Here is a 26380-nt window from a genome sequence, read left to right as displayed (position 1 = left end):
CGCGCTCAGCGCTGCCGGTCCCAGGTACTGGGCGTCACGCCACGCTCGCGCAGGCGGAACTTCTGCACCTTGCCGTTCTCGGTGCGCGGCAGGTCGTCGACCAGGTCGATGTAGCGCGGGATCGCGAAGTAAGGCAGGCGGCCGTCGCAATAGCCGGCCAGGTCGGCGGGGGTGGCCGCGGCGTCGGGCCGCAGGATGACCGAGGCCATCACCTCGTCCTCTGCCAGCTCGGAACGCACCGGGTACACCACCACCGTCGCGACGGCGGGATGGCTCTGCAGCACCTGCTCCACCTCGTAGGAGGAGATGTTCTCGCCGCGCCGTCGGATCGCATCCTTGAGCCGGTCGATGAAGCGGAAGGCGCCGTCGGGCTCGCGCACCACCCGGTCGCCGGTGTGGAACCACAGGTTGCGCCAGGCCTCCACCGTCTTCTCAGGCAGGTTGAAGTAGCCGGTCGCAAAGGCGAAGGGCTCGTCGGCGCGCAGCAGCAGTTCGCCAGCCTCGCCGTCGGGCAGCGGCGCGTCGAAGGCGTCGGCCACCCGCGCCTCGAAGCCCGGCTGCACCCAGCCCATGACGCCGGCGCGTTCGCTGTCCGGGCGGGTGGCAATGACGAAGTTGGTCTCGGTGGAACCGTAGCCCTCGAGCAGCGTCACGCCGGTGCGCTCGCGAAAGGCCGCACTGGCCGAGGCCGGCACGCCCGGACCGAGTCCGGTGCGCACCCGGTGCGCCCGCTCGCCCTCGCCGGCCGGCTGGGCCAGCAGGATCGGCACCATCGCGCCGAGCAGGTACACCACCGTGGCGCCGCAGGCCTGCATCGCCGGCCAGAACCCCGAGGCCGAGAAGCGCGGCAGGAACACCACTTCGCCGCCCATGAGCGAGGCCTGGGCGAAGGTGTTGAGCGCATTGATGTGGAACAGCGGCAGCGTGGTGGCCAGCACGTCGTCGGGCCCGAGGCCCAGGATGCGCGCGGTGTTGGCGCCCCAGCCGTGGTACTGCGCATGCGGACACACCACGCCCTTGGCTGGCCCGGTGGTGCCGGATGTGTAGAGGATGGCGAGCGGGTCACCCGGCTGCACCGCCGCGGGGGCCACCGCATCGCGGGCCGGCGGATAGGCCTCGCAGCGCAGGCCCTGCGGCGGGGGCATCGGCGCCTCGCCGCCCACCACCCAGACGCATTCGAGCGCGGTGCCGGCCAGTTCGGCGGTCTGCAGCCGCTCGACGAACGGCGCTTCCATCACCATCAACCGCGCGCCGCTGTCGGCCAGGAAGTAGGCGATCTGCGGCCCCATCGAGGCGGAATTGATCGGCACCGACACCGCACCGATCCAGCCGCAGGCGAGGAAGACCTCGAGGAACTCGACGCGGTTGCCACAGAGGATCGCCACCCGGTCGCCGCGCCCGACGCCGGCGGCCTGCAGCGCGGCGGCCCGGCGCGCGACCGCCTCCGCCGCGCCGGCATGGGTCCAGCGGTGGCCGGCCACAGTCAGCAGTGGCCGCTCGCCCTGCAACGCGGCCTGCCGCTGCAGCATCCGCGGCACGGTGCGCTCGGTCAGCGGCCAGGCCTCGTCCGCCGGGAGCGCCGAACGGTCAGTCGTCATGGGTCCCGCCGCCGAGGTAAGTGGCCTGCACCCGCGGGTCGCTCGCCAGCGACTGCGAGGCGCCGTGCAGCGCGATCTCGCCGGTCTCCAGCACATAGCCTTCATCGGAACTCTCCAGCGCCGCGCGCGCGTTCTGCTCCACCAGCAGGATCGACACGCCGTCGTCGCGCAGGCTGCGCACGATCGCCAGGATGTCGCGCACGATCAGCGGCGCCAGGCCGAGGCTGGGCTCGTCGAGCATCAGCAGCCGCGGCCCCGACATCAACGCCCGCCCCACCGCCAGCATCTGCCGCTCGCCGCCCGAGAGCGTGTCGGCGCGCTGCGCCTTGCGCTCGGCCAGCCGCGGAAAGCGCCCGTAGACCGAGGCCAGCCGCTTCTTCAGCACGTCGCTCTTGAGCCGTCGCGAGTAGGCGCCCAGCTGCAGGTTGTCCAGCACGCTGAGCTCGCCGAACAGCTCGCGCTTCTCGGGCACCAGCACCAGGCCGCGCTCGACCCGCGACTCGACGTCCAGGCCGTGCAGGTCCTCGCCCTCGAAGCGCAGCACGCCTTTGGACGGCAGCAGGCCCATGGCCGCGGCCAGCAGTGTGGTCTTGCCGGCGCCGTTGGGCCCGATCACCGAGACGATCTGGCCCTTGTCGAGCGAGAGCGACACGCCCCGCACGGCGTCCACCTGCCCGTAGGAGACGCGCAGGTCACCGATCTCCAGCATCGCGGCGCTCATACGACGCTCCCGAGGTAGGCCGCCTGCACCCGCTCGTCGGCGCGCACCGCCGCGGGCACGCCCTCCACCAGCTTGGAGCCGAAGTTCATCACCACCAGGCGGTCGACGAGTTTCATGACGAAGTCCATGTCGTGTTCGACGATGAGGATGGTCACGCCCTCCTCGCGCAGCTTGCGCAGCAGTTCGCCCAGCGCCATCTTTTCCTTGCGACGCAGGCCGGCGGCCGGCTCGTCGAGCACCAGCAGCACCGGGTCGGCCGCCAGCGCGCGGGCGATCTCCAGGATGCGCTGGGTGCCCAGCGGCAGGCTGCCGGCCAGCTCGTGCGACCGGTCGCCCAGGCCGATGCGCGCGAGCTGGCGCTGCGCCTCCTGCAGCACCTGCTGCTCCTCGGCACGGTCGAGCCGCAGCCCGGCCCGCAGCACGCCAGCGCCGGTGCGCGCATAGGCACCGAGTGCGACGTTGTCCAGCAGCGTCATCTGCGGGCGCAGCTTCACATGCTGGAAGGTGCGCGCCAGCCCGAGCCGCGCCACCTCGCGCTGCGGAAGGCCGGCGATGTCACGGTCGAGGAAGCGCACCTTGCCGGCCGTCAGCGGTGCGGTGCAGGTCAGCAGGTTGAACATGGTCGACTTGCCGGCACCGTTGGGGCCGATCAGGCCGATGATCTCGCCGGCGTTCACCTCGAAGCTCACGTCGTTCACCGCCACCAGGCCGCCGAAGCGCTTGACGGCGCCCTCGACTGACAGGATGCGGGTGCCGCGCGCGGGCAGCGCGCGCTGCGGCAGCGGTGCCACCGGTTCGCTGGGCGCCGTGGACGGCGGCGCCTGGAAGCGGCCCTTGGTGATGCGCCGCACGAAGCCCATCAGCCCGCTGCGCGCGAAGTGCAGCAGCAGGATGAACAGGGTCGCGAAGGCGATGGCCTCGAGCTGGCCGGCGCGTTGCGTGAGCATCGGCAGCACGTCCTGCAGCCCGTTCTTCAGCACCAGCACCAGCGCCGCACCGACGAGCGCACCCGTGAGCTGGCCGAGCCCGCCGGCCACCGCCATCAGCAGGTACTCGATGCTGGCGCGCACGTCGAAGGGGGCCGGGCTCACGAAGCGGTTCATGTGGGCATAGAGCCAGCCCGCGATGCCCGCGAGCAAGGCCGCGGTGACGAAGAGCGTGAGCCGCACGCGGTAGGCGTCGGCCCCCACGCTCGCCAGCAGGGTCGCCCCACCGCGCAGCCCGCGGATGGCGCGGCCCGGCCGCGACTGCAGCAGGTTCTGGCTGAACAGGAAGGCGAGCCCCACGATGCTCCAGATCAGGTAGTAGATCGAGCGCGGGTCCGACAGCACCCAGGTGCCGACGCGCAGCGCCGGGATGTTGGACAGGCCGGTGTGCCGGCCCAGCGCATCGACGTTGCCGAAGAGCATCGCGATCGACAGTCCCCAGGCGATGGTCGACAGCGGCAGGAAGTGCCCGCCCAGGCGCAGCGTGAGCATGCCGATGGCCAGCGCCGACAGCCCGGTGAGCAGCAGTGCGAACAGCAGCCCGATCCACGGCGACATGCCCTGCGTGGTGGTGAGCCAGGCGGTCGCGTAGGCCGCGATGCCGACGAAGGCGGCCTGCCCGAAGGAGGTGGCCCCGCCCACGCCGGTCAGCAGCACCAGGCCGAGCGCGACCAGCGCGCCGATGCCGATGTCGTTCATCAACGAGATGGTGAAACTGCCTGTCACCAGCGGCGCCAGCGCGAAGGCCAGCACCAGCAGGCCGAGCCAGAGGCGGCGCGAGAAACGGCCGGACGAACGGCTGGAAGCAAGGGCGCTCATTGGTCCACCTCGTCTTCTTCCTCTTCCGAATGCACGCTCATGAAGGAACGCAGCATCAGCACCGGAATCAGCAGGCTGAAGACGATCACGTCCTTCAGGGCACCGCTCCAGAACGACGCGAAGCTCTCGACCAGGCCGACCGCGATCGCCCCGATCGCGGTGATCGGGTAGCTCACCAGGCCGCCGATGATGGCCGCCACGAAGGCCTTCAGGCCGATGATGAAGCCAGAGTCGTAGTACATCGTGGTCACCGGCGCGATCAGCACGCCGATCAGCCCGGCCAGCAGCGACGCGCAGCCGTAGGCCAGGATGGCGGTGCGTGCCGGCCGGATGCCGACCAGCCGCGCGCCCACCCGGTTCACGGCCGTGGCCCGCAGCGCCTTGCCGGCCACGGTGCGCTCGAACACCAGGAAGAACAGACCACTCAGCACCACGGCCGAGCCGACCATCAGGATCACCTGCGCGCTGACGGTGAAGCCGTCGCCCAGGGTCAGCACGCCCGAAGCCAGCGGCTGGGTGCGCGAGCCTTCGGGTCCGAAGAACAGCAGGCCCAGGCCCGAGAGCAGGAAGTGCAGCGCCAGCGACACGATCAGCAGCACCAGCACCGAGGCATCGGCGATGGGCTGGAACACGATGCGCGCGAGCAGCGGCGAGATCGGCACCACCAGCAGCACCGACGCGACGATCTGCACCGCCGCCGGCATGCCGCTGCGCGCGGCGAGCCACGCGAGCAGGCAGGGGATCGCGGGCAGCACGCCCCAGCACAGGATCGCCTTCGGGATGCGCGCGGCTTCGTGGCGGCGCACCAGCGCGACCACTTCGACCCCCACCGCGATGGCAGCCAGCGTGAGCACCAGGCCGATGGTCGGCGGCGTGCGGCCGGTCTCGAAGGCGGCGAGCGTCAGTGCCGCGAAGGCGGCAACGTCGCCGAAAGGCACGAAGACGACCCGCGTGACCGAGAAGATCAGCACCAGGCCGAGCCCGGCGAGCAGGTACACCGCGCCGTTGGCCAGGCCGTCGATGCCGAGGATGAGTGCGATGTCCCAACTCATCGTGCGCTGCTCCGTGCGGGGGGACGTGGAAGGCGTTGGATGGACGGGATCAAGGGGCGAGCTTCCACTGGCCGTTGTCGAGTTTGACGATCACCCGGGCGCGTTCGTCGACGCCGTAGAGGTTGCCGGGCTTGAAGGTGTAGACGCCGTGCACGCCCACCAGCTCCTTGGTGCTGAAGATGGCATCGCGCAGGGCGACCCGGAACTCCGGCGTGCCGGGCTCGGCCTTGGCCATGGCACGGGCCGCTGCGTCGGCAAAGACCAGCCAGCCGTCGAAGGAGTAGGCCGAGAACGCGTCGGTGGTCGGCGCGTTGTTGACCTTCTGGAACACGGCCCGGAAATCGAGCCCGATCTTCTTGCTCGGGTGATCCGCCGGCAGTTGCTCGGCCACGATGACCGGGCCGGTGGGCATCAGCGCCCCCTGCCCCGCCGCGCCCACGACGCGCACGAAGTCGGGGTTGATCAGGCCGTGCTGGCCATACACGCCGCCCTTGAAGCCGCGCTCCTGCAGTGCGAGGAAGGGCAGCGCGCCGGGGGTGCCGGCGCCGCCGGTCATCACCGCCTCGGGCTTGAGCGCGAGCAGCTTGAGCACCTGACCGGTGACCGATGCATCCGAGCGGGCATAGCGCTCGTTGCCCAGCACCGTGATGCCGGCCGCTGGCGCGGCTTTCATCAGCGCGGCGTACACCAGGTCGCCCCAGGCGTCGGAGAAGCCGATGTAGCCCACGCTCTTGACGCCATTGCGCTTCATGCGTTCGACCACCGCATCGATCATGAGCTGGGTGGGTTGCGCCACCGTCATGACCCAGGGGTTCTCGGCCGGGTCGAGCATGATCGGGGTGAGCCCGATCAGCGCGGTCTTCGACTCGCGCCCGACCTGCGCCATCGCGATGGCCGAGGGCACGCCCGAGGTGCCCATGAGCACGTCGACCTTCTCCTCCTCCACCAGCTTGCGCGCGTTGCGCCCGGCGGTGGTCGGGTCGGAGCCGTCGTCGAGCACCACCAGCTGGATCTTGCGGCCATTGACCTCGCCCTTGTACGCGAGCGCTGCCTGCATGCCCTTGGCGTAGGGCACGCCCAGCGACGAGTTGGGGCCGGAAAGCGAAACGCTCAGGCCCACCTTCAGGTCGGCCGCCTGCGCGGCTGGCAGGAAGACGGCGAAGGTGGCCAGGGCGGCGGCTGCGGTGGCGCAGCGTGTCAGGGTCCGGATCAAGCGCTTCATGGCGGGGGCCTCGTGGGTGAATGAATGGAAGGAAGGAACTAGATGAACAACTGGATCGCCGGCAGCGGCCGCTCCGGCTGCAGCAGGTCGACGCGCTTCTGCTGCATGCGCAGCACGCCGGCCTCGCGCACCAGCGTGTGGCGGTAGCGGCCGGTCAGCAGCAGCTCGCGCTCGCCGCGCGCCTCGATGTAGACGAAGGGGGTCCGCAGCACCGCCTGGCCGGCCTGCGCATCGATGGACTCCACGCGCGGGCGCTGCAGCACATGCTGCCCCTGGCTGGGCGGATGCTGCGAATGGGCCCGCGGGTTCTTCAGCCGCTCGATGCGCAGCTGCAGCAGCAGCCGGTCTTCGTAGGCGATCGAGTTGTGGGTGTGCGGGTCGGCCTGGCGCGCGCCCAGGAGCGGCACCCAGTAGTGGCCATCGGCCGCGAAGCGCGCCAGCCATTCGTCGTAGCGGCCGTCGTCGAGCAACGCGGCTTCGTCCTCGACGAAGCGCGACAGGACGTCTTCCGTGAACAGGCCGTCCGTCATGCCGCCGCCTCCATGCCCTGCGTCATGAAGTGCGCCCAGGCGCGGAACTGGTTGCGCATCAGGATCTCGTTGGTGCCGTTGACGGTCTGTACCGGCGTGTCGGCCTCGCCCGCGCGGTGGTCGCGGTGCAGGCTGATCCATTCGTTGCCGTCGGCGCGCAGGCCCTGCTGCATGCTCTCGAACAGCGCGACGTCGTCGTGCGCGACGATCGACATCGGCGAGAACACCAGCCGGTTGTAGGTGAGCGAACGCTCGAAGAGCAGATCCGGCGCGCCGGCCGGCCGAAAGGCCCAGGCCTCCACCAGCGTTCGGTCGGCCGCGAGCGGACGGATCACGCGGATGGCCTGCGGCGAGCCCTTGGCTGCCAGGCTGGGGAACAGCACCGCGTTCTGCGGCGAGCGCTGCAGGATGTCTGCGGCCCGCTCCGCGCCATGCGCCGCGGTCATCGCCGCCTCGTACTCGGGCACCTGCGCGTAGTTGGAATGGATGCTGAAGTTCACGCCGAGCAGGCTGTGCCCGTTGGCGAACACCCGCCCGCCCATGCGGTCGAAGAAGTCGTAGCCCGCGCCGAAAGGCAGGATCTGCTCCATCGCCATCGGCTTGGGCTCGTCCGGCCCGTGGCCCTCCCACAGCTGGTTGGCCGCCTGCGTGGCCGACTCGTGCGTGGACATCGGGTGCACCGTGTCGTTGATGTTCTCCAGGTACATCTTCCAGTTGCAATGGATGATGTTGCGCATCGCGCCGCCCGCGACCACCAGCCGACCCTCGGGCGAGCGGTCGACCAGGTTGTCGATCGCCTGCAGCACGTCGCCGAAGTAGTCCTCGAAGGAAGGCCCGGCCTCGCTCAGCCGCACGAAGACGAAGTCGCGGTAGACCGCCACATGCGCCAGCGCCACCATGCCGCGGCCGGATTCGCACTGCCGCAGCTGCGTGCCCTCGTAGCCGGCCTTCAGCGGCAGGGCCAGCGGCGCACCGTCGAGCCGGTAGGTCCAGGCGTGGTACGGGCAGCGGAAGAACTTGCCGGCATTGCCGCAGGCGTCGCTCACCAGCTGCGTGCCCTTGTGGGCGCAGCGGTTGTAGAGCACCTTCAGCCCGCCGTCGGGCTGGCGCACCATCACCAGCGGACGGCCGGCGATGTCCTGCGTGAGGTAGTCGCCCGCGTTCGGCACCTGGCTCGCGTGGCCGAGGTAGTTCCAGGTGGCGGCGAAGAACTGCTCCCGCTCCAGGGCGAACAGCTCCTCGCTCAGGTACAGGTCGCGGTGGACGCGGTCGTCCTGCACCAGCGCACGGACGGCGTCGGGTCGGCCTCGGTAGCGGCTGGACATGGCGACGTGGCTCCTGCGCCTCAGGGCACCAGCTTCCACTGGCCCTTCTCCATCTTCACGATCACCACCGCACGCTGGTCGGAGCCGTAGCGGTTGTCGGGCCTGAAGTTGTAGACGCCGTGCGTGCCCACCAGCTCCTTCGTCGTGACGATGGCGTCGCGCAGCGCGGTGCGGAAGGCCGGCGTGCCGGGCTCGCCCTTGGTGCGCGCAGCCGCATCGGCCAGCAGCAGGTAGGCGTCGTAGGTGTAGGAAGAGAAGGCATCGGTCGGGACGCTGCCGTGCGTCTTCTGGTAGGCCGCGCGGAAGGCGAGCGAGACCTTCTTGATCGGGTTGCTGTCGGGCAACTGGTCGGCCACCAGCACCGGGCCGCTGGGCACTTGCAGGCCTTCGATGGCGCTGCCGCCCACGCGCACGAAGTCGGCATTGATCAGGCCGTGCGTGCCGTAGATCTGGCCCTTGTAGCCACGGTCGGCCAGGCCGATGTAGGGCAAGGCACCAGGCGTTCCGGAGTTGCCGGCGAACACCGCGTCGGGCCGCTGCGCCACGATCTTCAGCACCTGGCCGGCGACCGACGAATCGCTGCGCGCATAGCGCTCGTTGGTGACCACCTTGATGCCCGCGGCCTCGGCGCTCTTTTGCAGCGAGTCGTAGGCCAGGTCGCCCAGCGCGTCCGAGAAGCCGATGAAGGCGACCGACTTCACGTTGGACTTCTTCATGCGCTCGACCACCGCCGACACCATCAGCGGGAACGGCTGCGACACGGTCACCGTCCAGACGCCTTCCGGCCCCGGGATGGTGACCGGCGTCGGCGAAATGAGCGGGACGTTGAGTTCGCGCGCCACCGCGGCGATCGCCATCGCGCCGGGCACGCCGGAGGTGCCGATCAGCACGTCGACCTTGTCGTCGACCACCAGCTTGCGGGCATTGCGTCCGGCGGTGGTCGGGTCCGATGCGTCGTCCAGCACGATCAGCTCGACCTTGCGCCCGCCGATGGACGGGTGCTCGGCGATGGCCGCGCGGATGCCTTTCTCGTAGGGGATGCCGAGGGCCGCGACCGGCCCGGACAGCGAGCTGATGAAGCCGATCTTGAGATCGGCAGCGACGGCCTGCGCGACGGACAGCGCCAGCGCCGCGGCGGCCAGGAGGGATGTGGGCTTGTTCATGGTTCGATCGATGGGGTGATGACGGTGAAGGACGGGCTCAGGGCACCAGCTTCCACTGGCCTTTTTCGAGCTTCACGATCACGCGCGAGCGTTCGTCCGAGCCGTAGCGCTCGGTGGGCTTGAAGTTGTAGACACTGTGGGTGCCGACCAGCTCCTTGGTGCTGACGATGGCGTCGCGCAGCGCGATGCGGTACGCCGGCGTGCCGGGCTCGCCCTTGGTGCGCGAGGCGGCGTCCAGGAACAGCAACCAGGCGTCGAAGGAGTAGGCCGAGAAGGCATCCGTGGGTGCCGCGCCGTTGGCCTTCTGGTAGGCCGCGCGGAAGTCCATCGACACCTTGCGGATCGGGTTCGAGTCGGGCAGCTGCTCGGCCACGATCACCGGGCCGGTCGGTGCGAGCAGGCCTTCGACCGCGGTGCCGCCGACCCGCACGAAGTCGGGGTTGATCAACGCATGCATGCCGTAGATCTGGCCCTTGTAGCCGCGCTCGGCCAGCGCGATGTAGGGCAGCGCGCCGGGCGTGCCCGAGGTGCCGGTGATGACCGCATCGGGCCTGAGCGCCACGATCTTGAGCACCTGGCCGGTGACCGAGGCATCGGCCCGCGCATAGCGTTCGTTGCTCACCACCTTGATGCCGGCGGGCTCGACGCTCTTTTGCAGCGCGTCGTAGACCAGGTCGCCCCAGGCGTCGGAGAAGCCGATGTAGCCCACCGTCTTCACGCCTGATTTCTTCATGCGCTCGACCACCGCACTGACCATCAGCGGCGCCGGCTGCGGCAGGGTCACCATCCAGGCGCCCTCCTCGCCCGGCAGGTTGGCATTGGCGATGGAGATCAGCGGCGTCTTGGTTTCCCGCGCGACGGCGGCGATGGCCAGTGCGCCGGGCGAACCCGCGGTGCCGATGATCACGTCGACCTTCTCCTCGTCGATGAGCTTGCGCGCATTGCGCGCCGCCGTCGACGGGTCGGACGCGTCGTCGAGCTGCACCAGTTGCACCTTGCGCCCGTTGAGTTCGGAGCGGTAGGCCACGGCGGCCTTCATGCCCTTCTCGTAGGGGATGCCCAGCGAGGACACCGGGCCGGACAGGGAGGTGATGAAGCCGACCTTGAGATCGGCCGCCAGCGCACTCATCGCCGCGAGCGACGTGAGCGTGCCGAGAGCGAGCGCGATGCCGGTGCGCAGGAATTGGCGTGACGAGACGTTCATGGCGATCCTTCCGTGGGTGGTGAGAGAGATGGAGGCGAGCGCGTTCACAGCGTGAGGCTCCCGACGCTGGTGCCGCCGCAGACGTAGAGCACCTGGCCGGTGACGAAGCTGTTGGCCGCGTCGGCGAAGAAGCCGACGGCACGGGCGACGTCGTCCGCCTCGCCCAGGCGCCGCACCGGTATCGAGGCGGCCAGCGCGCGCTCCCGCTCGCCGGCCTGCACGATGTCGTAGAACATGTCCGTGCGCACCGGCCCCGGCGCCACCACGTTGACAGTGATGCCCTCGGGCGCGAGCTCCAGCGCCCAGGTGCGCGCCATGCCCAGCATGCCGGCCTTGGTCGCGGAATAGCTGGTGCGCGACTGCGCACCGACGGCGGCGCGGGACGACATCAGCACGATGCGGCCGAAGCGCTGGTCGCGCATGGCGGGCAGCACCGCCTGTACGAGCTGCACCGCGCAGCCCAGGTGCAGGTCGACCAGCGCGTCGAGGTCTTCGAGCTTCACGTCGGCGATCAGTGCCGGGCGGATGACGCCGGCGTTGTGCACCAGCGTCGTGACTTCGTACTGATGCGCGAGCTGGCGTGCCGCCTCGGCGGTGGCGGCGCGGTCCATCAGGTCGACCTCGATGCTGTGCATGCGCGGGTGCGCGATATCGCTCGCGCGCCGTGCCAGCGAGATCACCTGGTAGCCCTTGTCGAGCAGGTCCTGGCAGATCGCCTTGCCGATGCCGGCGCTGCCGCCGGTGACAGCCGCCACCTTGCGGGCGCTCATGACGTCTGCTCCACCAGGGCGAGCACGCGCAGCGGGCTGCCGCTGCCCTTCTCGATCTTCAGCGGCGGGCAGATCAGCACCGCGCCGGCCTCGGGCAGCAGGTCGAGGTTGCACAGGCACTGCAGGCCGTAGCGCCCCGCCCCGTGCATGTAGTAGTGGCACGGGTACGGCGGGCGCAGGTGGTAGCCCTGCCCCGCGTCGGTGCCGATGGCCTCGGAGCCGAAGCCCAGCACGTCGCGCTGCTCCACCAGAAAGCGCACGGCTTCCGTGCTCGGGCCCGGCGTGTGCTGCCCGGTCTCGTCGAAGTTCTGGTAGGCCTCGGGGTCTTCGCGCTTGGACCAGTCGGTGCGCATCAGCACCCAGGCGCCCTTGGGAATGCGGCCATGGCGCGCTTCCCAGTCCTCGATGTCTGCCAGCGTGAGCAGGTAGTCGGGGTCGTCCTTCACCTGCGGCGAGCAGTCGATCACGCAGGCCGCCGCCACGAAGTTCTGCGGCGGGATGGTGTCGACCGAATTGTTCGGCAGGTCGCGCCCGGAGATCCAGTGGATCGGCGCATCGAAGTGGGTGCCGGTGTGTTCGCCGCAGGAGAAGTTGTTCCAGTACCAGCCCGGCCCGCGCTCGTCGTACTTCGAGACTTCCTCGATGCGGAAGGGCCAGCACTGGCCCATCTCGGGCGGCAGCGCGATCTGCGGGAAGTCGGGCGTGAGGGTCTGGGTCAGGTCGATCACGCGGATGCGGCCGCTGGCCATCGCGCTCACCAGGCCGCCGAGGATCTCGGTGGCGGACATCAGGTCGGTCGAGGGGGTCGTCATGTGTGCTCCTGCTCTCAGCTGCCGCCATTGGCGAGTTCGCGTTCCAGCACCTTGGGGTTGTCGCGCCAGCGCTCGAGCCATTCCTGTGCCACGTCGCCCGGATAGACGTCTTCCACGCCGTCGCGCAGGGCCTTGACGATGGCGTTGGCCAGCGTGGCGGGTGCGAGCTTGGGCGGCGGCGTGTGCTGGTTCCAGTCGTCGTCGATCGGGCCGGGGAACACGTTCACCACGCGGATGCCCGCCGGGCGCATCTCGGCGCGCAGGCACTGCGCAAGCGAATGCGCAGCCGCCTTCGATGCGCTGAAGGTGCCGTGCGGCGGGAAGTTCGCCAGCGCGTAGATCGACAGCAGGTTGACCCAGGCCGTGGCGCCGGTGGGGCCGTCGGCCGAACGGCCCTTGAGCGCCGGGCCGAACTCCTGGGCCAGGCGCAGCAGGCCGAAGTAGTTGACGTCCATCTCGGCCTTGGCCACGTCGGTGCCGCGTCGTGCACCGATGCCGAAGGTGCGGTGCACCTCGGCGTTGTTGATCACGATGTCGACCTTGCCGCCGATGGAGCCCGCCAGTTCCGTCACCTGCCGCCCGTTGGTCAGGTCCAGCGGGACCAGCGTCACCTGCGGCAGCGCGGAGATGTCGTCCAGGCCGTCGCCCATCTTCTTCCAGGGCTCGGCATGGCCGACCCAGACGAGGTCGGCGCCGGCCTTGACCAGCGCGCGCACCAGGGCCTGGCCGGTCTCGGTCTTGCCGTCCGTCACCAGCACCTTGCGGAACTTGGGGTCGCTGGTCATCTCGCGCAGCATCTTGTCGTCGGCCATATGGGCACTTCCTTCCTTCGGGAAACCGATGAGCACGGCCTGGCCCGCGCGATCGAGATGGGCGCCCACGCGCACGCGCTGCGGCGCCTCGCCGACCTCGCCGTGCAGGTGGACCATGAGCGTGGGGCCGGCATCGAGCCGCACCAGGCCGAGCCGCCAGGGCAGCCGCTCGCGAAAGAACAGGTCGTTGCTGTGATGCAGCGTGGTGCTGCCGAGCAGCTCGCCCTCGCCGCTCTGCGCGCGCCAGCGCAGCGCGGTCGAGAGGCATCGGTGGCAGACCTCGCGCGGTGGGTACTGCACCGTGCCGCATTGCTCGCAGGTCTGCAGCTCGAAGCGGCCTTCGGCCGCCGCAGCGGTGAGGCCGAGTGCCACGCGCCCGCGTGCGCCGGGCGGCAGGTTCATCTGCCGGGTGCGCAGCACCGGGTTCTTGCGCGGGGGGCGCATCATCGGCATCGTCATGACGACCTTCCCAGAATGACGGCGCCTGTACACAGGCAGCGGTCGTAGGTCACCATGCCGAAGCCGGCGACGAGGCCCAGTTGCGCATCGGGCACGGCGCGCGGGCCGGCCTGGTCGGTGAGTTGCCGGATCGCCTCGACCATGCCGAGGAAGCCACCCGCCGCACCCGCCTGCCCCGCCGACAATTGCCCGCCGCTGGTGTTGTTCGGGAAGCTGCCGTCGAAGGCCATGGTGTGCGACTGCACGAAGGCCGGGCCCTCGCCCTTCTCGCAGAAGCCGAGGTCCTCGAACTGCATCATCACGATCACCGGGTAGTCGTCATAGGTCTGGACGAAGTCGAGCGCTTCGGGGCCGACGCCGGCCTGTGCATAGAGGTCATCGCGGTCCTGCAGCCAGCCGCCGCGCACCATCACCGGGTCGTCGGAGAAGGCGTTGTGGCGCTCGATGGCGCCGCGCACCACGACGTGCGCCAGGCCGAGGTCGCGGGCGCGCGCCTCGCTCATCACCAGGAAGGCGTCGGCGCCGGCGCAGGGCATCACGCAGTCGAACAGGTGGATCGGGTCGGAGATCGGGCGCGCGGCCATGTACTCGTCGAGCGTGAGCGCCTTCTTGAACATCGCGTTCGGGTTGCCGAGCGCGTTGGTGCGCTGGTCGACGCAGATGCGGCCGAAGTCCTCGCGCGTCGCGCCGTACTGGCGCATGTAGTTCGCGGTGATCATCGCGAAGATCGAGTTCGGCCCGCCGGAGCCGTACGGGTAGCTGGCATCGCGCGCGAAGTTGCTGAAGCTGCCGAGCGTCTGGCGGAAGGAGTCGACGTGGTTGGTGTCCGCACCGATGCACGCGACGATGTCGGCATCGCCCGCCTGCACTGCGCGTGCCGCGCGCCGCAGGCACATCACGCCCGATGCGCCGCCGGTCGGCACATGGTCGAGCCAGCGCGGCGACAGGCCCAGGTGCTGCGTCACGCCCACGGCCGTGTCGGGCGCGAGCGAGAAGCTGCTGAGCGACAGGCCGTCGATGTCGTCCTTCGCCACGCCGGCGCCCCGCACCAGCGCATCGAGCGCCCGGCCGATGAACCAGTGCGCGCCCTCGGTGGCGTAGCGCACGTAGGGCACGGTGATGGGCACGGCCACCGCCACGCCGTCGTAGGAACTGCGTTTCGATGGGGCCATCACGCCTGCCTCTTCTTCATGGCACGCGTGTCGACGCAGTGCGGTTGCGCCGGCAGGGCCTGCGCGAGCACGCGCAGCTCGCCGCGCTGGATCTTCTGCGACGGGGTGAGCGGCAGCGCATCGACGAAGGCGACATAGCCCGGCGCCTTGTAATAGGCGAGCTGGGCCAGCGCGTGCGCCACGATGTCGGCCGCGAGCCCCGGCTGGCGCTGCAGGTCGGCCGGCTCCTTGAGCACGATGCAGGCGAGCACCTCGTCGCCGCGCACCGCATCGGGCGTGGCGGCGACGGCCGAGGCCTTCACCGCGGGGTGCTGGTTCAGCACGCTCTCGACCTCGACGGCCGAGATGTTCTCGCCACTGCGGCGGATGACGTTCTTCTTGCGGTCGACGAAGAAGAAGTTGCCCTCGGCATCCCGGCGCACCAGGTCGCCGGTGTGGAACCAGCCGTCGGCCCAGGCCTCGGCGGTGGCGGCCTCGTCCTTCAGGTAGCCCGAGAAGAAGGCGCGCTGCGGATCGCCGCCGGCCGAGCGCACCCACAGTTCGCCCGGTGCGTCGACCCCGCTCGCCTGCCCGGCATCGTCGACCAGCCGCACTTCGACGAACTCGGGCTGGCGGCCGAAGCAGGCGCGGCCGACCAGGCGGGGTTCGCGGTTGGCCATGATGCAGGCGGCCACACCGGTCTCGGTCATCGCCCAGGCCTCCACCAGCGGGAAGCCGAAGCGCTCCTCGAAGGCGGCGTGGTGCTTGGGATCGACGCCCGCGCCGAAGGCCCAGCGGATGGCATGGTCACGGTCCGCCGGCGACGGCGGTGCCGACAGCAGCATCGCCGGCATCACGCCCAGGTAGTGCACCACCGTCGCGCCGCTTTCGCGCGCACTCTGCAGCCAGCTGCGCGGATGGAAGCGGTCGAGCTGCACCAGGCAGCCGCCGGCGATCAGCACCACCATGGTCGAGCAGGCCATCGCGTTCATGTGCGTCAGCGGCAGCGGCGTCATGACGCGCTCGGTGTCGGGCCGGATGCTGCACACGCCGTCGAGCGCGGCGTACCAGCTGCCGGCGTTCAGGAAGTAGGTGTTCGACAGGATGCAGCCCTTGGGCCGGCCGGTGGTGCCCGAGGTGTAGAGCAGCGCGCATTCGGTGGCCGCGCCCACCGGCTCGCCGGCACGTGGCGGCGCGGTCGCGGCGGGCGGCACCGCGCCGTCGGGCGCCATGGTGGCGAAGCCGGCCACGCCGGCCTGCGCGGCGGCACTGCGCAGGTCGGAGGCCCGCTCGGGCAGCGTCACCGCCAGCACGGCCTCGCTGTGGCCGATCAGGTAGCTCAACTCGGCCGAGCGCATGTCGGCGTTCACCGGCACCACGCTGGCACCCAACGCGTTCAGCGCGAACCAGTGAAACAGAAAGGCCGGCCGGTTCTCCAGCAGCAGCGCCACCCGGTGGCCGTGGCCGTAGCCGGCCGCCGCGTAGGCGGCACGCAGGCGCTCGACCTCGGCGGCTGCGGCGCCCCAGGCGATGGCGCCCGGCGCGATGCCGTAAGCCGCAGCGGTCACCGCTTCGGTGAACAGGAAGTCGGCCCCCGGCGTGCGGGCCGCGGTGGTGGCGAAGGCGTCGTGGACGGTGTGCATCGGGCGGTGCTCAGAGGCTCACAGGAAGAGCTGCACCGCGGGCAGCGCCGCGTCGCAGTTGAGCAGGTTGACCCGCTTGAGCGTCATGCGCAGCGCGCCGTCGACCACGGTGAGGTGGTGGAAGCAGGTGCCGACGTAGAACTGCAGCTCGTCGCCCTGCGACTCGGTGTAGTGGAACTCGGTGCGCAACACATAGTGGTTGGCCGACGGTTCGTAGACCTCGACGGTGGGCGCCTGCAGCAGGTGGTGGCAGCGGCTCGGCGGCTGCTGCGAGAAGGCCCGCGGGCTCTTGAGCCGCTCGATGCGCAGGTCGCGCAGCAGCTTGTCTTCATACAGGTGCGAGGTGTGATGGATGCCGTCCGCCTGGTCGGGCACCAGCGGGATCCAGTAGAAGGCGTCGTCGGTGAAGAGCGCGTTCCAGGCGTCGTACGCACGCTCGTCGAGCAGGCGCGCCTCGCGCACCACGAAGTCGATCAACGCCTCGCGCGAGGGGGCAATGGCCGCTTGCAGTTCCGCCGCCATCACATGGTCTCCGTCATGTAGCGGCTCCAGGCGCGGTACTGGTTGCGCATCGGCAGCTCGCTGGTGCCCACGGTGGTGATCTCGCCGCCGCGGACCTCGGCCGCATCGTGGTTGCGGTGCAGGCTGACCCAGTCGTTGCCGCTGGCATGCAGGCCGGCCTGCATGCCGCGGTAGGCCTGCAGGTCATCGTGGCCCACGACAGAGAAGGGGGAGTTGATGAGGCGGTTGTACATGGTGGTGCGCTGCAACAGCTCGTCGGGCGCGCCCTTGAGGCGGAAGGTCCAGCTCTCGACCAGCGTGCGGTCGGCCGCGATCGGCCGCGCCACGCGGATCGACTGGATCGCGCCCTTGATCGTCAGGTTCGGGTAGTACACGGTGTTGTGCCGCGCCATGCCGAGGATCTGCGCCGTCTTCTCCTCGCCGTAGCGCGCCTTCATCGCCTCGTCGTAGGCGGGGATCGGCTTGTACTTGCTGTGGATGCTGAAGTGCACGCCGGTGAAGCTGTGGCCGTTGTCGTACGTGCGCACGCCCATGTCCTCGAAGAACTTGTAGTCGGACATGAAGGGCACGAACTGCTCGATGGCCATCGGCTTGGGGGCGTCGGCCGGCTGGCCGGCCCACATCGCCTTGGCGGTGCCGGCGGACGATTCGTGCGCCACCATCGGATGCATGGTGTCGTTCAGGTTCTCGACGAACATCTTCCAGTTGCATTGGTGCATGAAGCGCAGGCAGCCGCCGGCGATCTCGAGCTCGCCCTCCGGGGAGCGGTCGGCCATGTTGTCGATCGAGCTGAGCGAGTCGCCGAAGTAGCTCTCGAAGTCCGGCCCCACGTCGTTGATCTTCACGAAGATGAAGCCGCGGTACAGCCGCACGTTCTTCACGGCGACCAGGCCCTTGCCGGATTCGCATTCGTGCAGCTGCGTGCCCTCATAGCCGTTCTTCAGCGGGATCGCCAGCAGCGAGCCGTCGGTGCGGAAGGTCCAGGCGTGGTAGGGGCAGCGGAAGAACTTGCCGGTGTTGCCGCAGGGCGCGTTCACCAGCTGCGAGCCCTTGTGGGCGCAGCGGTTCATCAGCACCCGCACCGAGCGGTCGGTGTGGCGCACCACGATCAGCGGCCGGCCGGCGATCTCCACCCGGATGTAGTCGCCGGGCTCGGGCAGCTGGCTGTCGTGGCCGGCGTAGTTCCAGGTGTTGGCGAAGAAGTGCTCCTGTTCGAGTTCGAACAGTTCCTGGCTGATGTACAGGTCGCGGTGCACGCGGTCGGGCTGCACCAGGGCGCGAACGGCGTCGGGGTTGCCTCGGTAGGTCGTCATCGTGTGGGTCCTCGTTCGTTCCAGCGCGTCAGAGGTCGAGCACCAGGCGGGCACCCTTGGCGCGCGAGATGCAGATCTGCATCACGTTGCCCTCGGCCTTCTCGCGGGCGCTCAGCACGTAGTCGCGGTGGTCGATCTCACCATCGATCACCGGCACGGCACAGACGCCGCATTCGCCGCGCTTGCAGTCGAACATCGGGTCGCAGCCGTTCTCGATCAGGCAGTCGAGCAGGCTCTGGTCGGCCGCCACGGTGAAGCGCTGGCCCGACTGCGCCAGTTCGACCTCGAAGGGCCGGTCGCCCTCTTCCACCACCGGCTCGGTGAAGAGTTCGAAATGCACCCGCCCGGTCGGCCAGCCGCGCGCCTGGGTGGCCGCCAGCACCGCGTCGAGCATCACCTTCGGGCCGCAGAGGTAGAGGTGGTCCTCGGCATCGCAGGCGTCGAGCAGCGCCGCGACGTCGAATGGCCGGCCGGCCTCGTCGTCGGCATGCACCGACAAGCGTTCGCCCAGCAGCTCATCGAGCTCCGGCAGATAGGCCATCAGCGCGCGGCTGCGACCCGCGTAGTGCATGCGCACGGGCGCGCCTTCGGCCACGCGGCGCGCCGCCATCGCGATGAGCGGCGTCACGCCGATGCCGCCGGCCACCAGCACGGTGGCGCCGCCGGGCGCGTCCAGCGGGAAGTCGTTCTTCGGCGCCTCGATCTGCAGCAGCGCGCCGGGCTGCACTTGCTCGTGCATGAAGCGCGAGCCGCCGCGGCCATCGGCCTCGCGACGCACGGCGATGCAATAGGCCGCGGGCGCCGCGGTCGTGTCGGGTCGGCCGTCGGTGTCGATCAGCGAATAGTGGCGCCAGTCGGTGCGGCCATCGGGCAGCGTCACCTGCACCCGCACATGCGCGCCGGGCTCGAAGCCGGGCAGCGGCGCGCCGTCGGCAGCCACCAGGCGGAACTGGCGGATCAGCGGATTGAGCAGGGCCGCCTCGGCGACGCGGACGGTGAGCTGGGCGGTGGCGGGATGCGACATGGGTGGCGTTCCTCGGGGACTCACTCGGCTCAGGCCAGCGCATGGCGCGCGAGCGCGGCGCGCAGGCGGTCGCCGTGCTCGTCGGCCAGCGCGGCATCGCGCAGCTCGCGCAGGGTGGCGGGTGCCAGTTGGGGGCCGGCGCGTTCCGCGGCGTCCATCACCAGCGTGTAGTTGCGCAGGCCACGCTCGTGGGTGTCGCTGTAGCCCTTGACCAGCCGCTGGCATTCCGCGATCTCGACGGCCAGTTGCGGGTTGCGTTCTGCGGCCTGAGCAATGCGCGACAGCCAGCCTTCGATCAGCGCGTTCTCCTGCGCGAAGCGGACCGTCGAACGGCGCCAGCGACGTGCGCTCGCCACCGCCCGCAGCAGCAGGTAGCCGCCCAGCGAACTGGTGCGCACCACCCGGCCCTCGCGCGTGAGCCGCTCGACCAGGCGGCGCGGCAGGCCGGAGCCGGCCAGCCAGCGGCCGATGCCGCCCGGCAGCGTCTCGCAGATCTCCTGCAGCCGCGGATGCATGTACTCGTGGATCGCCATCACCTGGCCGGGCTGCACGCGCGACTCCTCGCGCACCCGGTCGAAGCGGGTGGCACGGGTCTTCAACGCGGCGACGCGGGCGGTGTCCTCGTAGGACATCCAGAGCGCGAGGTGCCGGGCGACGGCGTCGGCCAGGCGGATGCCGTCATCGGTCGTGCGTTCGTAGAACGGCGCGAGCCGGTCGAGATAGGTCGCGGCATAGGCGGTGTCCTGGTAGTCGATCTGCCGGCGCACGCCTTCGAGCAGCAGCGCCTGCGACCCGGCGGGAAAGCGCTGCTGCACCCGCTCGACGAGCGCCCGCACCGCCGCATGGCGCGGCTGCGGCGGCGCTGCGGCGGCGGTGGCGGCGTCGGCGGCCGGTGGCGCATCGCCGTTCTGCGCGCGATCGAAGGCGGCACCGAAGGCCTTCAGGCTGGGCTTCACGCCGACGCCGCCGCGCTCGACCGTGGCTTCGAACTGGGCCCGGCTGAACGGCAACACGCCGGCGCCGGCGAGCGCACCGAAGAGCACCGCGCTGATCACGCTGCCGGCCCGCTCCGCCGCCTCGGCCATGTCGAAGCGGATGTAGCGCTTGGCGGCGCGGTCGGCTTGGCGCTCCAGCTGGGCGCTGTCGACCCGGCCATCGCCCATCGCCGACTTCTCGGCGATCGAGTACACGCGGTGGGTGGAGCCGATCAGCGTGGTCCGATCGGCGGTGACGAGGCCACGCTGCACCGCACGGCCCGTCTCCATCAGTTCCGAGGCGAGTACGACATCCACGTCGCCCGGCAGCGGCATCAGCGCCAGCACCGGACGGCCGCCGTCGGCCTTGGCACGGGCTTCCGGAAACAACTCGACGTAGTAAATGGTCGCGCCGGTGCGCTGCGCGACGCCGGGCACCGAGGTGGTCTGCGCGATGTAGCCGCAGTGCTCGCCGAGGTCGACGATCCAGTCGGCGAGCACGCCGCCGCCCTCGCCGCCCATGGCGAGGATCGCAATCTTGATCGGTTGATTCATGGCTCGCCCCCGGCCCCGACCGCGCTTTGCAGGTCAGAACGCATAGGCCTCCCGGCGCTTCGCTTCGGCGCGCTGCATCCAGCGCACGATGGCACCGCCGATCTTGTCGCGGGTGCGGTCCCACCAGCTCGGGTTGCTCACGATCTGTGCCTTGTAGAACGACGGGCAGAGCACCGCCGCATGCGAGACATCGCCGCAGTTGCCGCAGCCCACGCAGCTGTCGAGCACATGCGCCACCGGGTCGGTGCGCAGCGGATCGGGGTTCGCCTTGATGGAGAGCGACGGGCAGCCCGACAGGCGGATGCAGGAGTGGTCGCCGGTGCAGGTGTCGGGGTCGACACCGAACTTCTCGCGCACCACGCGCTGGCCTGCAGCGACGGCCTTGCGCACCAGCGGCTTCTCGCGGCGCTGCTTGTTGAGCATGCATTCGGACTGCGCGATCAGCACCTTCGGGCCCTTCTCGCCGGTGGTGAGCGCCTCGCGCAGCAGCCGCCGCATGCCGGCCACGTCGTAGGTGCGGCGAATGGTCTTGACCCACTTGACGCCCACGCCGCGCACCGCCTGCTCGATCTCGTGGCCGGTGCTGCGCGTGGGGTTGTGCGCGGTCGAGGACAGGATGTCCTGGCCGCCTGTCGCCGACGTGTAGTTGTTGTCGACCACGATGGTGAGGTTGTCGCTGCGGTTGAACACCGCGTTGGCGATGCCGCTCGTCAAACCGTTGTGCCAGAAGCCGCCGTCACCCATCACGGAGATGGCGCGCTTGCCCGCCGGCACGTTGAGCGCCGCGGCGCCCGCGGCGCCCAGCCCGTAGCCCATGGTGGTGTTGCCGAGGTTGAACGGCGGCAGGATGGAGAACAGGTGGCAGCCGATGTCGGCGCTGATGTGGTGCGTGCCGAGCTCGCGCTCGACCAGCTTGATGGCGCTGAAGATCGGCCGCTCCGGGCAGCCGGTGCAGAAGCCCGGCGGCCGGGCATGCACCGTGTCGTCGATCGGGGCCAGTGCGGGTTCCGGCGCCTGGTCCACACCGATCGACGCCACCGCCGTCAGCGGGATCACCTTGCGTGCGACGGGCACGACCGGCAACGGCGCGATGCGCTCGTAGCGCTCGAAGAAGGCGCGTGCGGCCTTCAGCAGCACGGCCGCGGTGTACTCGCCGGCCACCGGCAGCAGGTCCTTGCCGTGCAGCGCGGTGTCGCAGCCGGCCTGGCGCAGCAGCGTGGCGACGTTCTGCTCGATGAAGTTGGGCTGGCCCTCCTCCACCAGCAGCACCGCGCGCTTGCCGCGGCAGAAGCGCACCACCTCGCTGTCGATCACCGGGTAGGCGACGTTCATGACATAGAGCGGCACCTGCGAATTGCCGTAGACGTCGGCCAGGCCGACGCGCTCCAGCGCGCGCATCAGCGTGTTGTAGCTGCCGCCCTGCACGATGATGCCGAGATCGCCGGCGTCCTCCGCGAAGAACTCGTTGAGGCCGCGCTCCTCGATGAAGCGCACCGCGGCGGGCCAGCGGTCGTTCACCTTCTCCTGCTCGTGCACGAAGCTCGCCGGCGGCAGCACGATGCGCGAGACGTCGCGCTGCGGCTGCTCGAGCGCCTGCTTCAGGGTGAACGAAGGTGCACGGTTGTCGGAGGCGACGAACTGTCCGTGCACATGGCAGGCGCGGATGCGAAGCTGCAGCATGACCGGCGTGTGGCTCGCCTCGGACAGCTCGAAGCCCTGCTTCACCGCTTCGACGATCGAGGGCAGGTTGGGCCGCGGGTCGAGCATCCAGATCTGCGACTTCATCGCGAAGGCATGGCTGCGCTCCTGCATGATCGAGGAGCCTTCGCCGTAGTCCTCGCCCACGATCACCAGCGCGCCGCCGGTGACGCCGCCGGAAGCCAGGTTGGCGAGCGCGTCGGAGGCCACATTGGTGCCGACCGTTGCCTTGAAGGTCACGGCCCCGCGCAGCGGGTAGTTCACCGAGGCGGCCAGCGTGGCGGCCGCGGTCGCTTCGCTGGCGCTGTTCTCGAAACGGATGCCCTGCTCGGCCAGGATGTCCTGCGCGTCGGCCAATACGTCCATCAGGTGCGAGATCGGCGCGCCCTGGTAGCCGGCCACATAGGCCACGCCCGATTCGAGCAGCGCCTTGGTCACCGCCAGGATGCCTTCGCCACTGAAGACCTCGCCAGCGCCGAGCCGTAGCTTCTTGACCTCTTCGACAAAGGAACGTTCAGCCATGATGCTCCATGCAAGCCCGCGCGCAACGATGCGCGATGGGCGTATATTCTTTAGATGTGAATCTATCCACAATCATGAATAACCCTAGACGAGCAAGCACCGTGCCCGCCCAGCCCGCGCCCCGGCGCTTCGTCGATGACTACCTTCCGGCGCTGCTGGCGCAAGCCAGCCACCTGATCTCCTCGGAGTTCCACAAGGTCGCGCGGGAACACGGTTTTTCGGTGTCGGAATGGCGCGTGATGGCCTCGCTGGCCGGGGGCCAGGCGCTCAGCATCGGCCGGCTGGCGCAGGTGGCGGTGATGAAGCAGCCGACGGTCACGCGCATGCTCGACCGCATGGCGGCCGCCGGCCATGTCGAACGGCTGCCCCATGACAGTGACCGCCGCATCACGCTGGTGCGCATCACCGACGACGGGGAGCGCACCGTGAAGCATCTGATGGAACTCGCGACCGAGCACGAGCGGCGCGTGCTCGAGCCCTTCGGCCTGAAGAGTGCCGAGGCGCTGAAGAACACGCTGCGTCGCATGATCGAGCTGCACGAGAGTGCGTCACCCGAGGTGACGGACGACGAGGACTGAGCGGCTGGGCGCTGGCGCCGCTCAGGGCGCGGCGTCGAGGAAGTCGAGCACCGCGTGCGCGAAGGCCTCGGGCAGCTGGTCCGGCAGCGGCACCATGCCGCCTTCGATGTCGACGATGTGCGCATCGGCCAGGTGGGCCGCCAGTTCGGCAGCGTGCGGCGAGGCGAAGGGGTCGGACGGCGCGCGCAGGAGGAGCACGGGCTGCCGCACCTGGGCGATGCAGTCCTCCATGCGGTACTGCGCCACCGCGCGGTGGCCGCCCTCGAGTGGTCCGGAGATCTTGAGTGCATCGGCCACGAAGGCCTCCAGCAGGTCCGGCCGCTGCGCCGGATAGAAGCCCTGCCGCTTCTGCCACAACGCGGCGAGGTGGCTGCCATCCTCGCTGGGCGCCACCTCGTCGATCGGCGGCCGGTCGACCCGCGCACGCCGGAAGGCCGCATCGGTGAAGGGCGTCGACGAGAGCACCAGCCGCCCGACGCGCGCCGCATGCGCGGCGGCGAGTTCCACAGCAATCACGCCGCCGGTGTGATGCCCGACGACGTGCGCGCGTGCGATGCCCAGTGCATCGAGCAGTTCCACCGCGACAGCGGCCCAGGCCTCGATGCTCGGCGGCCAGGGCGGCGCGCAGGAGTCGCCGAAGCCGACCGTGTCCATCGCGATCGCGCGGTAGCGCAGGCCCAGCAGCGGCAGCACGGCGCGGTACTCGGCCCAGCTGCGCGGCGTCTGGTGCAGCAGCAGCACCGCGGGCCGTTCGGCATCGCCGCAGTGCGCGTAGTGCACCTGCCCGACGGAGAGGTCTGCGAAGGCGCGGCGGATGGGCGGCATCGGGTCAGTCCCGGGTGTGCTCGGCCGGCGGCTGCCACAGCCCGGCGTGCCGGAGCATGCCGAGGGTGCGCAGCAGCACGTCGCTGCGGTAGGCGCCGACGTCGCGCCCGGCGTAGTCGTAGAAGCCGCTGCCGGTCTTCAGGCCGAGTCGGCCCTCGTCCATCATCCGGCCGAGGATGGCCGGCGCGCGGTAGCGCTGCGCATCGATCGATGCCGACATCTCGCGGCTGGCGTGGTACAGGATGTCGGCGCCGCCGAAGTCGATGAACTCCACCACGCCGAGCGCCGCGAAGCGCAGGCCGAGGCCGAAGCGCGTGGCCTTGTCGATTTCCTCGGCCGTGGCGGCGCCCTCCTCGATCATCCGGGCCGCCTCGTTCATCACCAGCGCCTGCAGCCGCGGCACGATGTAACCGGGGGTCGGGCCGCAGACGACCGGCAGCTTGCCGATCGATTCCATCAGCGCCTTCGCGCGCGCCAGCACCGCCGGGTCGGTACCGGCATGGTGGCTCAGTTCCACGACCGGGATCAGGTAGGCCGGGTTGAGCCAGTGGATGTTCAGGAAGCGCTCCGGCCGTTCGACGAATTCGGCGATCTGCGTGACCAGGATGCTGCTGGTGGTCGAGGTGAGGATGGCATCGGCGCGGCAGTGTGCGTTGATGCACGCGAAGGCCTCGCGCTTGGCCGCCAGGGTTTCCGGCACGCCTTCGAAGACCAGCTCCGCACCGGCGAGTGCTGCAGCGGCACCGGTCGCGTCGAACAGTTCCACCCGTGCGGCGATCGCATCCACCTGTGCCGCGTCGACCACGCCGAGCCGGGCCAGGCCGGTCAGGCTGCCCGCGATCTCGGCACGCGCCTCGTCGTGCAGCGCGCGCCAGGCCTCGGGGGTGCGCTCGCGCAGGTCGATCAGTGCCACGCGGTAGCCGGCATAGGCGAAGGCGATCGCGATGCCGCGGCCCATGCGGCCGGCACCCACGGCAGCGAAGCGCGGCGGCCGCGCCGCGGGCTCAGGCGCCGTCATGCAGCCGCGCCTGGAACGCCTGCGGTGCGAGCCCGGCCAGGCCGAGCGCCTCGAAGCTGCGCGGCCCCTGGCGCAGGTCACGCCCGAGGAAGCCGCCGACGATGGCCAGCAGGCCGTGCGCGATCGGCGCATCGACACCCGCATGGCGCGCCGCCGAGGCCAGGAAGGCCAGGCCCAGCACCGTGTCCTCGGTGATGTAGCGGTGGGTGTGCAGGTCGATGTGCTCGCGCCAGTCGCCCGACTTCACCAGCTTCTTGTGGGCATCGCCGTACATCCAGCGATCGTTGTCGTAGTGGTCGCGCAGCGGATAGTGCGGGCCGCCGTAGCCGAAGGCCTCGCGCACCGCGATGCGCTCCTGGTCGAGCTGGTCGGTGACGGCGCGCACCGACGGCTGCGTGCCTTCGTTGTGGATGTCCCAGCGCTCGAAATGCTGCAACGGCGCCGCGTTCATCACCATCAGCGGCGGGTGGATGATCGGGCCGGCATTCATCAGGGCGCCGGACAGCGCATCGCCGCAGCCGTGCACGCTGGGGTAGGCCTTGCGGATGACCGCGATGGCGGCGTCGGCCTGGCGCGCCGGGTAGACCCCGGTGGGCAGCCGCACCGCGCGAATGGTGAGATTCACCTCGCGCTCGCCATGCTTGCGCGCCAGGTAGGGCAAGGTGCCGGTCTCGGCCCAGGCCACGTCGGCGCGGCTGCCGGCCTCGCGCACCAGGCCGGCCATCACGACGCTGCCGAAGGTGCCGGGCGGCAGGAACACCACCTGGCCATCGACGAGATGCGGCGCCATCGCATGTGCGATGTCGGCCTGGGCGACGGCCGGCGACGGCACCACGACGAGTTCGGCATCGCGCAGCGCCGCACCGATGTCGGCGGTGGCCAGCGCGATCGGCACGTCGCGCGCGCCCTCGGCATCCTTCAGACAAATCGAGCCTGCGGCCTGCACCGCGGCCAGCGCCGCCGCATCACGGCGCCACAGCCGGACCTCGTGACCGGCTTCGGAGAGATCGGCAGCCGCGGCATAACAGCCATGGCCACCGCCCAGGACGGCAATCTTCATGTACACGCACTCCTTGACGAGGAA

At 70.2% G+C, this 26380-nt stretch carries 23 protein-coding genes; 1 reads left to right on the top strand and 22 read right to left on the bottom strand.

The window, feature by feature from the left end; all coding sequences use genetic code 11:
• Positions 1-5: 5 nt before the first annotated feature.
• From N8A90_RS17230 to N8A90_RS17140, 19 genes are all read right to left on the bottom strand, one after another.
• On the bottom strand, positions 6-1598 hold the full coding sequence (locus N8A90_RS17230) for an ATP-dependent acyl-CoA ligase (RefSeq protein WP_262076201.1): 1593 nt from the start codon (positions 1596-1598) through the stop codon (positions 6-8).
• Positions 1588-2319, bottom strand: a complete 732-nt coding sequence (locus N8A90_RS17225) for an ABC transporter ATP-binding protein (protein WP_262076200.1) — start codon at positions 2317-2319, stop codon at positions 1588-1590. Before N8A90_RS17225 ends, N8A90_RS17230 begins: the two co-directional genes overlap by 11 nt.
• On the bottom strand, positions 2316-4124 hold the full coding sequence (locus N8A90_RS17220) for a branched-chain amino acid ABC transporter ATP-binding protein/permease (protein ID WP_262076199.1): 1809 nt from the start codon (positions 4122-4124) through the stop codon (positions 2316-2318). The genes N8A90_RS17225 and N8A90_RS17220 overlap by 4 nt, the downstream gene beginning before the upstream one ends.
• Positions 4121-5176 carry a branched-chain amino acid ABC transporter permease gene (locus N8A90_RS17215; RefSeq protein ID WP_262076198.1) on the bottom strand — a complete coding sequence of 352 codons (1056 nt, stop codon included), beginning with the start codon at positions 5174-5176 and terminating at the stop codon, positions 4121-4123. The genes N8A90_RS17220 and N8A90_RS17215 overlap by 4 nt, the downstream gene beginning before the upstream one ends.
• Positions 5177-5225: 49 nt before the next feature.
• Entirely contained in the window at positions 5226-6398 is a 1173-nt protein-coding gene (locus N8A90_RS17210; protein WP_262076197.1) for an ABC transporter substrate-binding protein, read from the bottom strand.
• 38 nt (positions 6399-6436) lie between these two features.
• Positions 6437-6928: an aromatic-ring-hydroxylating dioxygenase subunit beta gene (locus N8A90_RS17205; RefSeq protein WP_262076196.1), complete on the bottom strand. Its 492-nt coding sequence runs from the start codon at positions 6926-6928 to the stop codon at positions 6437-6439.
• Positions 6925-8253: an aromatic ring-hydroxylating dioxygenase subunit alpha gene (locus N8A90_RS17200; protein WP_262076195.1), complete on the bottom strand. Its 1329-nt coding sequence runs from the start codon at positions 8251-8253 to the stop codon at positions 6925-6927. Before N8A90_RS17200 ends, N8A90_RS17205 begins: the two co-directional genes overlap by 4 nt.
• 20 nt (positions 8254-8273) lie before the next feature.
• Entirely contained in the window at positions 8274-9416 is a 1143-nt protein-coding gene (locus N8A90_RS17195) for an ABC transporter substrate-binding protein (RefSeq protein ID WP_262076194.1), read from the bottom strand.
• 37 nt (positions 9417-9453) lie between these two features.
• Positions 9454-10545 (bottom strand): ABC transporter substrate-binding protein, encoded by a 1092-nt coding sequence (locus tag N8A90_RS17190; RefSeq protein WP_262076258.1) that lies wholly within the window; start codon positions 10543-10545, stop codon positions 9454-9456.
• 119 nt (positions 10546-10664) lie between these two features.
• Positions 10665-11390, bottom strand: coding sequence for an SDR family NAD(P)-dependent oxidoreductase (locus N8A90_RS17185; protein WP_262076193.1), 726 nt, complete (start codon positions 11388-11390; stop codon positions 10665-10667).
• The gene (locus tag N8A90_RS17180) at positions 11387-12202 is read right to left on the bottom strand and encodes a cyclase family protein (protein ID WP_262076192.1); all 816 of its coding nucleotides are present in this window, start codon (positions 12200-12202) and stop codon (positions 11387-11389) included. The genes N8A90_RS17185 and N8A90_RS17180 overlap by 4 nt, the downstream gene beginning before the upstream one ends.
• A 14-nt stretch (positions 12203-12216) precedes the next feature.
• Positions 12217-13473: an SDR family NAD(P)-dependent oxidoreductase gene (locus tag N8A90_RS17175; RefSeq protein ID WP_262076190.1), complete on the bottom strand. Its 1257-nt coding sequence runs from the start codon at positions 13471-13473 to the stop codon at positions 12217-12219.
• Entirely contained in the window at positions 13470-14645 is a 1176-nt protein-coding gene (locus N8A90_RS17170; protein WP_262076189.1) for a thiolase family protein, read from the bottom strand. Before N8A90_RS17170 ends, N8A90_RS17175 begins: the two co-directional genes overlap by 4 nt.
• Complete coding sequence (locus tag N8A90_RS17165; protein WP_262076188.1) at positions 14645-16267, bottom strand: AMP-binding protein; 1623 nt, start codon at positions 16265-16267, stop codon at positions 14645-14647. Before N8A90_RS17165 ends, N8A90_RS17170 begins: the two co-directional genes overlap by 1 nt.
• Before the next feature lie 18 nt (positions 16268-16285).
• A complete protein-coding gene (locus N8A90_RS17160; RefSeq protein WP_262076187.1) occupies positions 16286-16789 on the bottom strand; it encodes an aromatic-ring-hydroxylating dioxygenase subunit beta in 504 nt (167 codons plus the stop codon).
• The gene (locus N8A90_RS17155; protein ID WP_262076186.1) at positions 16789-18102 is read right to left on the bottom strand and encodes an aromatic ring-hydroxylating dioxygenase subunit alpha; all 1314 of its coding nucleotides are present in this window, start codon (positions 18100-18102) and stop codon (positions 16789-16791) included. The genes N8A90_RS17160 and N8A90_RS17155 overlap by 1 nt, the downstream gene beginning before the upstream one ends.
• A 28-nt stretch (positions 18103-18130) precedes the next feature.
• A complete protein-coding gene (locus tag N8A90_RS17150; RefSeq protein WP_262076185.1) occupies positions 18131-19126 on the bottom strand; it encodes a PDR/VanB family oxidoreductase in 996 nt (331 codons plus the stop codon).
• A 29-nt stretch (positions 19127-19155) separates the two neighbouring features.
• The gene (locus N8A90_RS17145) at positions 19156-20655 is read right to left on the bottom strand and encodes an indolepyruvate oxidoreductase subunit beta family protein (protein WP_262076184.1); all 1500 of its coding nucleotides are present in this window, start codon (positions 20653-20655) and stop codon (positions 19156-19158) included.
• A 33-nt stretch (positions 20656-20688) separates the two neighbouring features.
• Positions 20689-22875 (bottom strand): indolepyruvate ferredoxin oxidoreductase subunit alpha, encoded by a 2187-nt coding sequence (locus N8A90_RS17140; protein WP_262076183.1) that lies wholly within the window; start codon positions 22873-22875, stop codon positions 20689-20691.
• A 74-nt stretch (positions 22876-22949) separates the two neighbouring features.
• On the opposite strand from N8A90_RS17140, the gene N8A90_RS17135 reads away from it, so the two are divergent.
• Positions 22950-23453, top strand: a complete 504-nt coding sequence (locus N8A90_RS17135; protein ID WP_410087697.1) for a MarR family winged helix-turn-helix transcriptional regulator — start codon at positions 22950-22952, stop codon at positions 23451-23453.
• 21 nt (positions 23454-23474) lie between these two features.
• Here N8A90_RS17135 and N8A90_RS17130 read toward each other — a convergent pair whose 3' ends face one another.
• The 3 genes from N8A90_RS17130 to N8A90_RS17120 are packed head-to-tail and all read right to left on the bottom strand — an operon-like array spanning position 23475 to position 26356.
• A complete protein-coding gene (locus N8A90_RS17130; RefSeq protein WP_262076181.1) occupies positions 23475-24278 on the bottom strand; it encodes an alpha/beta fold hydrolase in 804 nt (267 codons plus the stop codon).
• 4 nt (positions 24279-24282) lie between these two features.
• Entirely contained in the window at positions 24283-25296 is a 1014-nt protein-coding gene (locus N8A90_RS17125; protein WP_262076180.1) for a 3-hydroxybutyryl-CoA dehydrogenase, read from the bottom strand.
• Positions 25283-26356 (bottom strand): NAD/NADP-dependent octopine/nopaline dehydrogenase family protein, encoded by a 1074-nt coding sequence (locus tag N8A90_RS17120; protein ID WP_262076178.1) that lies wholly within the window; start codon positions 26354-26356, stop codon positions 25283-25285. Before N8A90_RS17120 ends, N8A90_RS17125 begins: the two co-directional genes overlap by 14 nt.
• Positions 26357-26380 lie beyond the last annotated feature (24 nt).

The sequence above is a fragment of the Variovorax sp. N23 genome, from assembly GCF_025486315.1.
GTDB lineage: Bacteria > Pseudomonadota > Gammaproteobacteria > Burkholderiales > Burkholderiaceae_C > Variovorax.
This window is presented reverse-complemented; position numbering and strand designations above follow the sequence as displayed.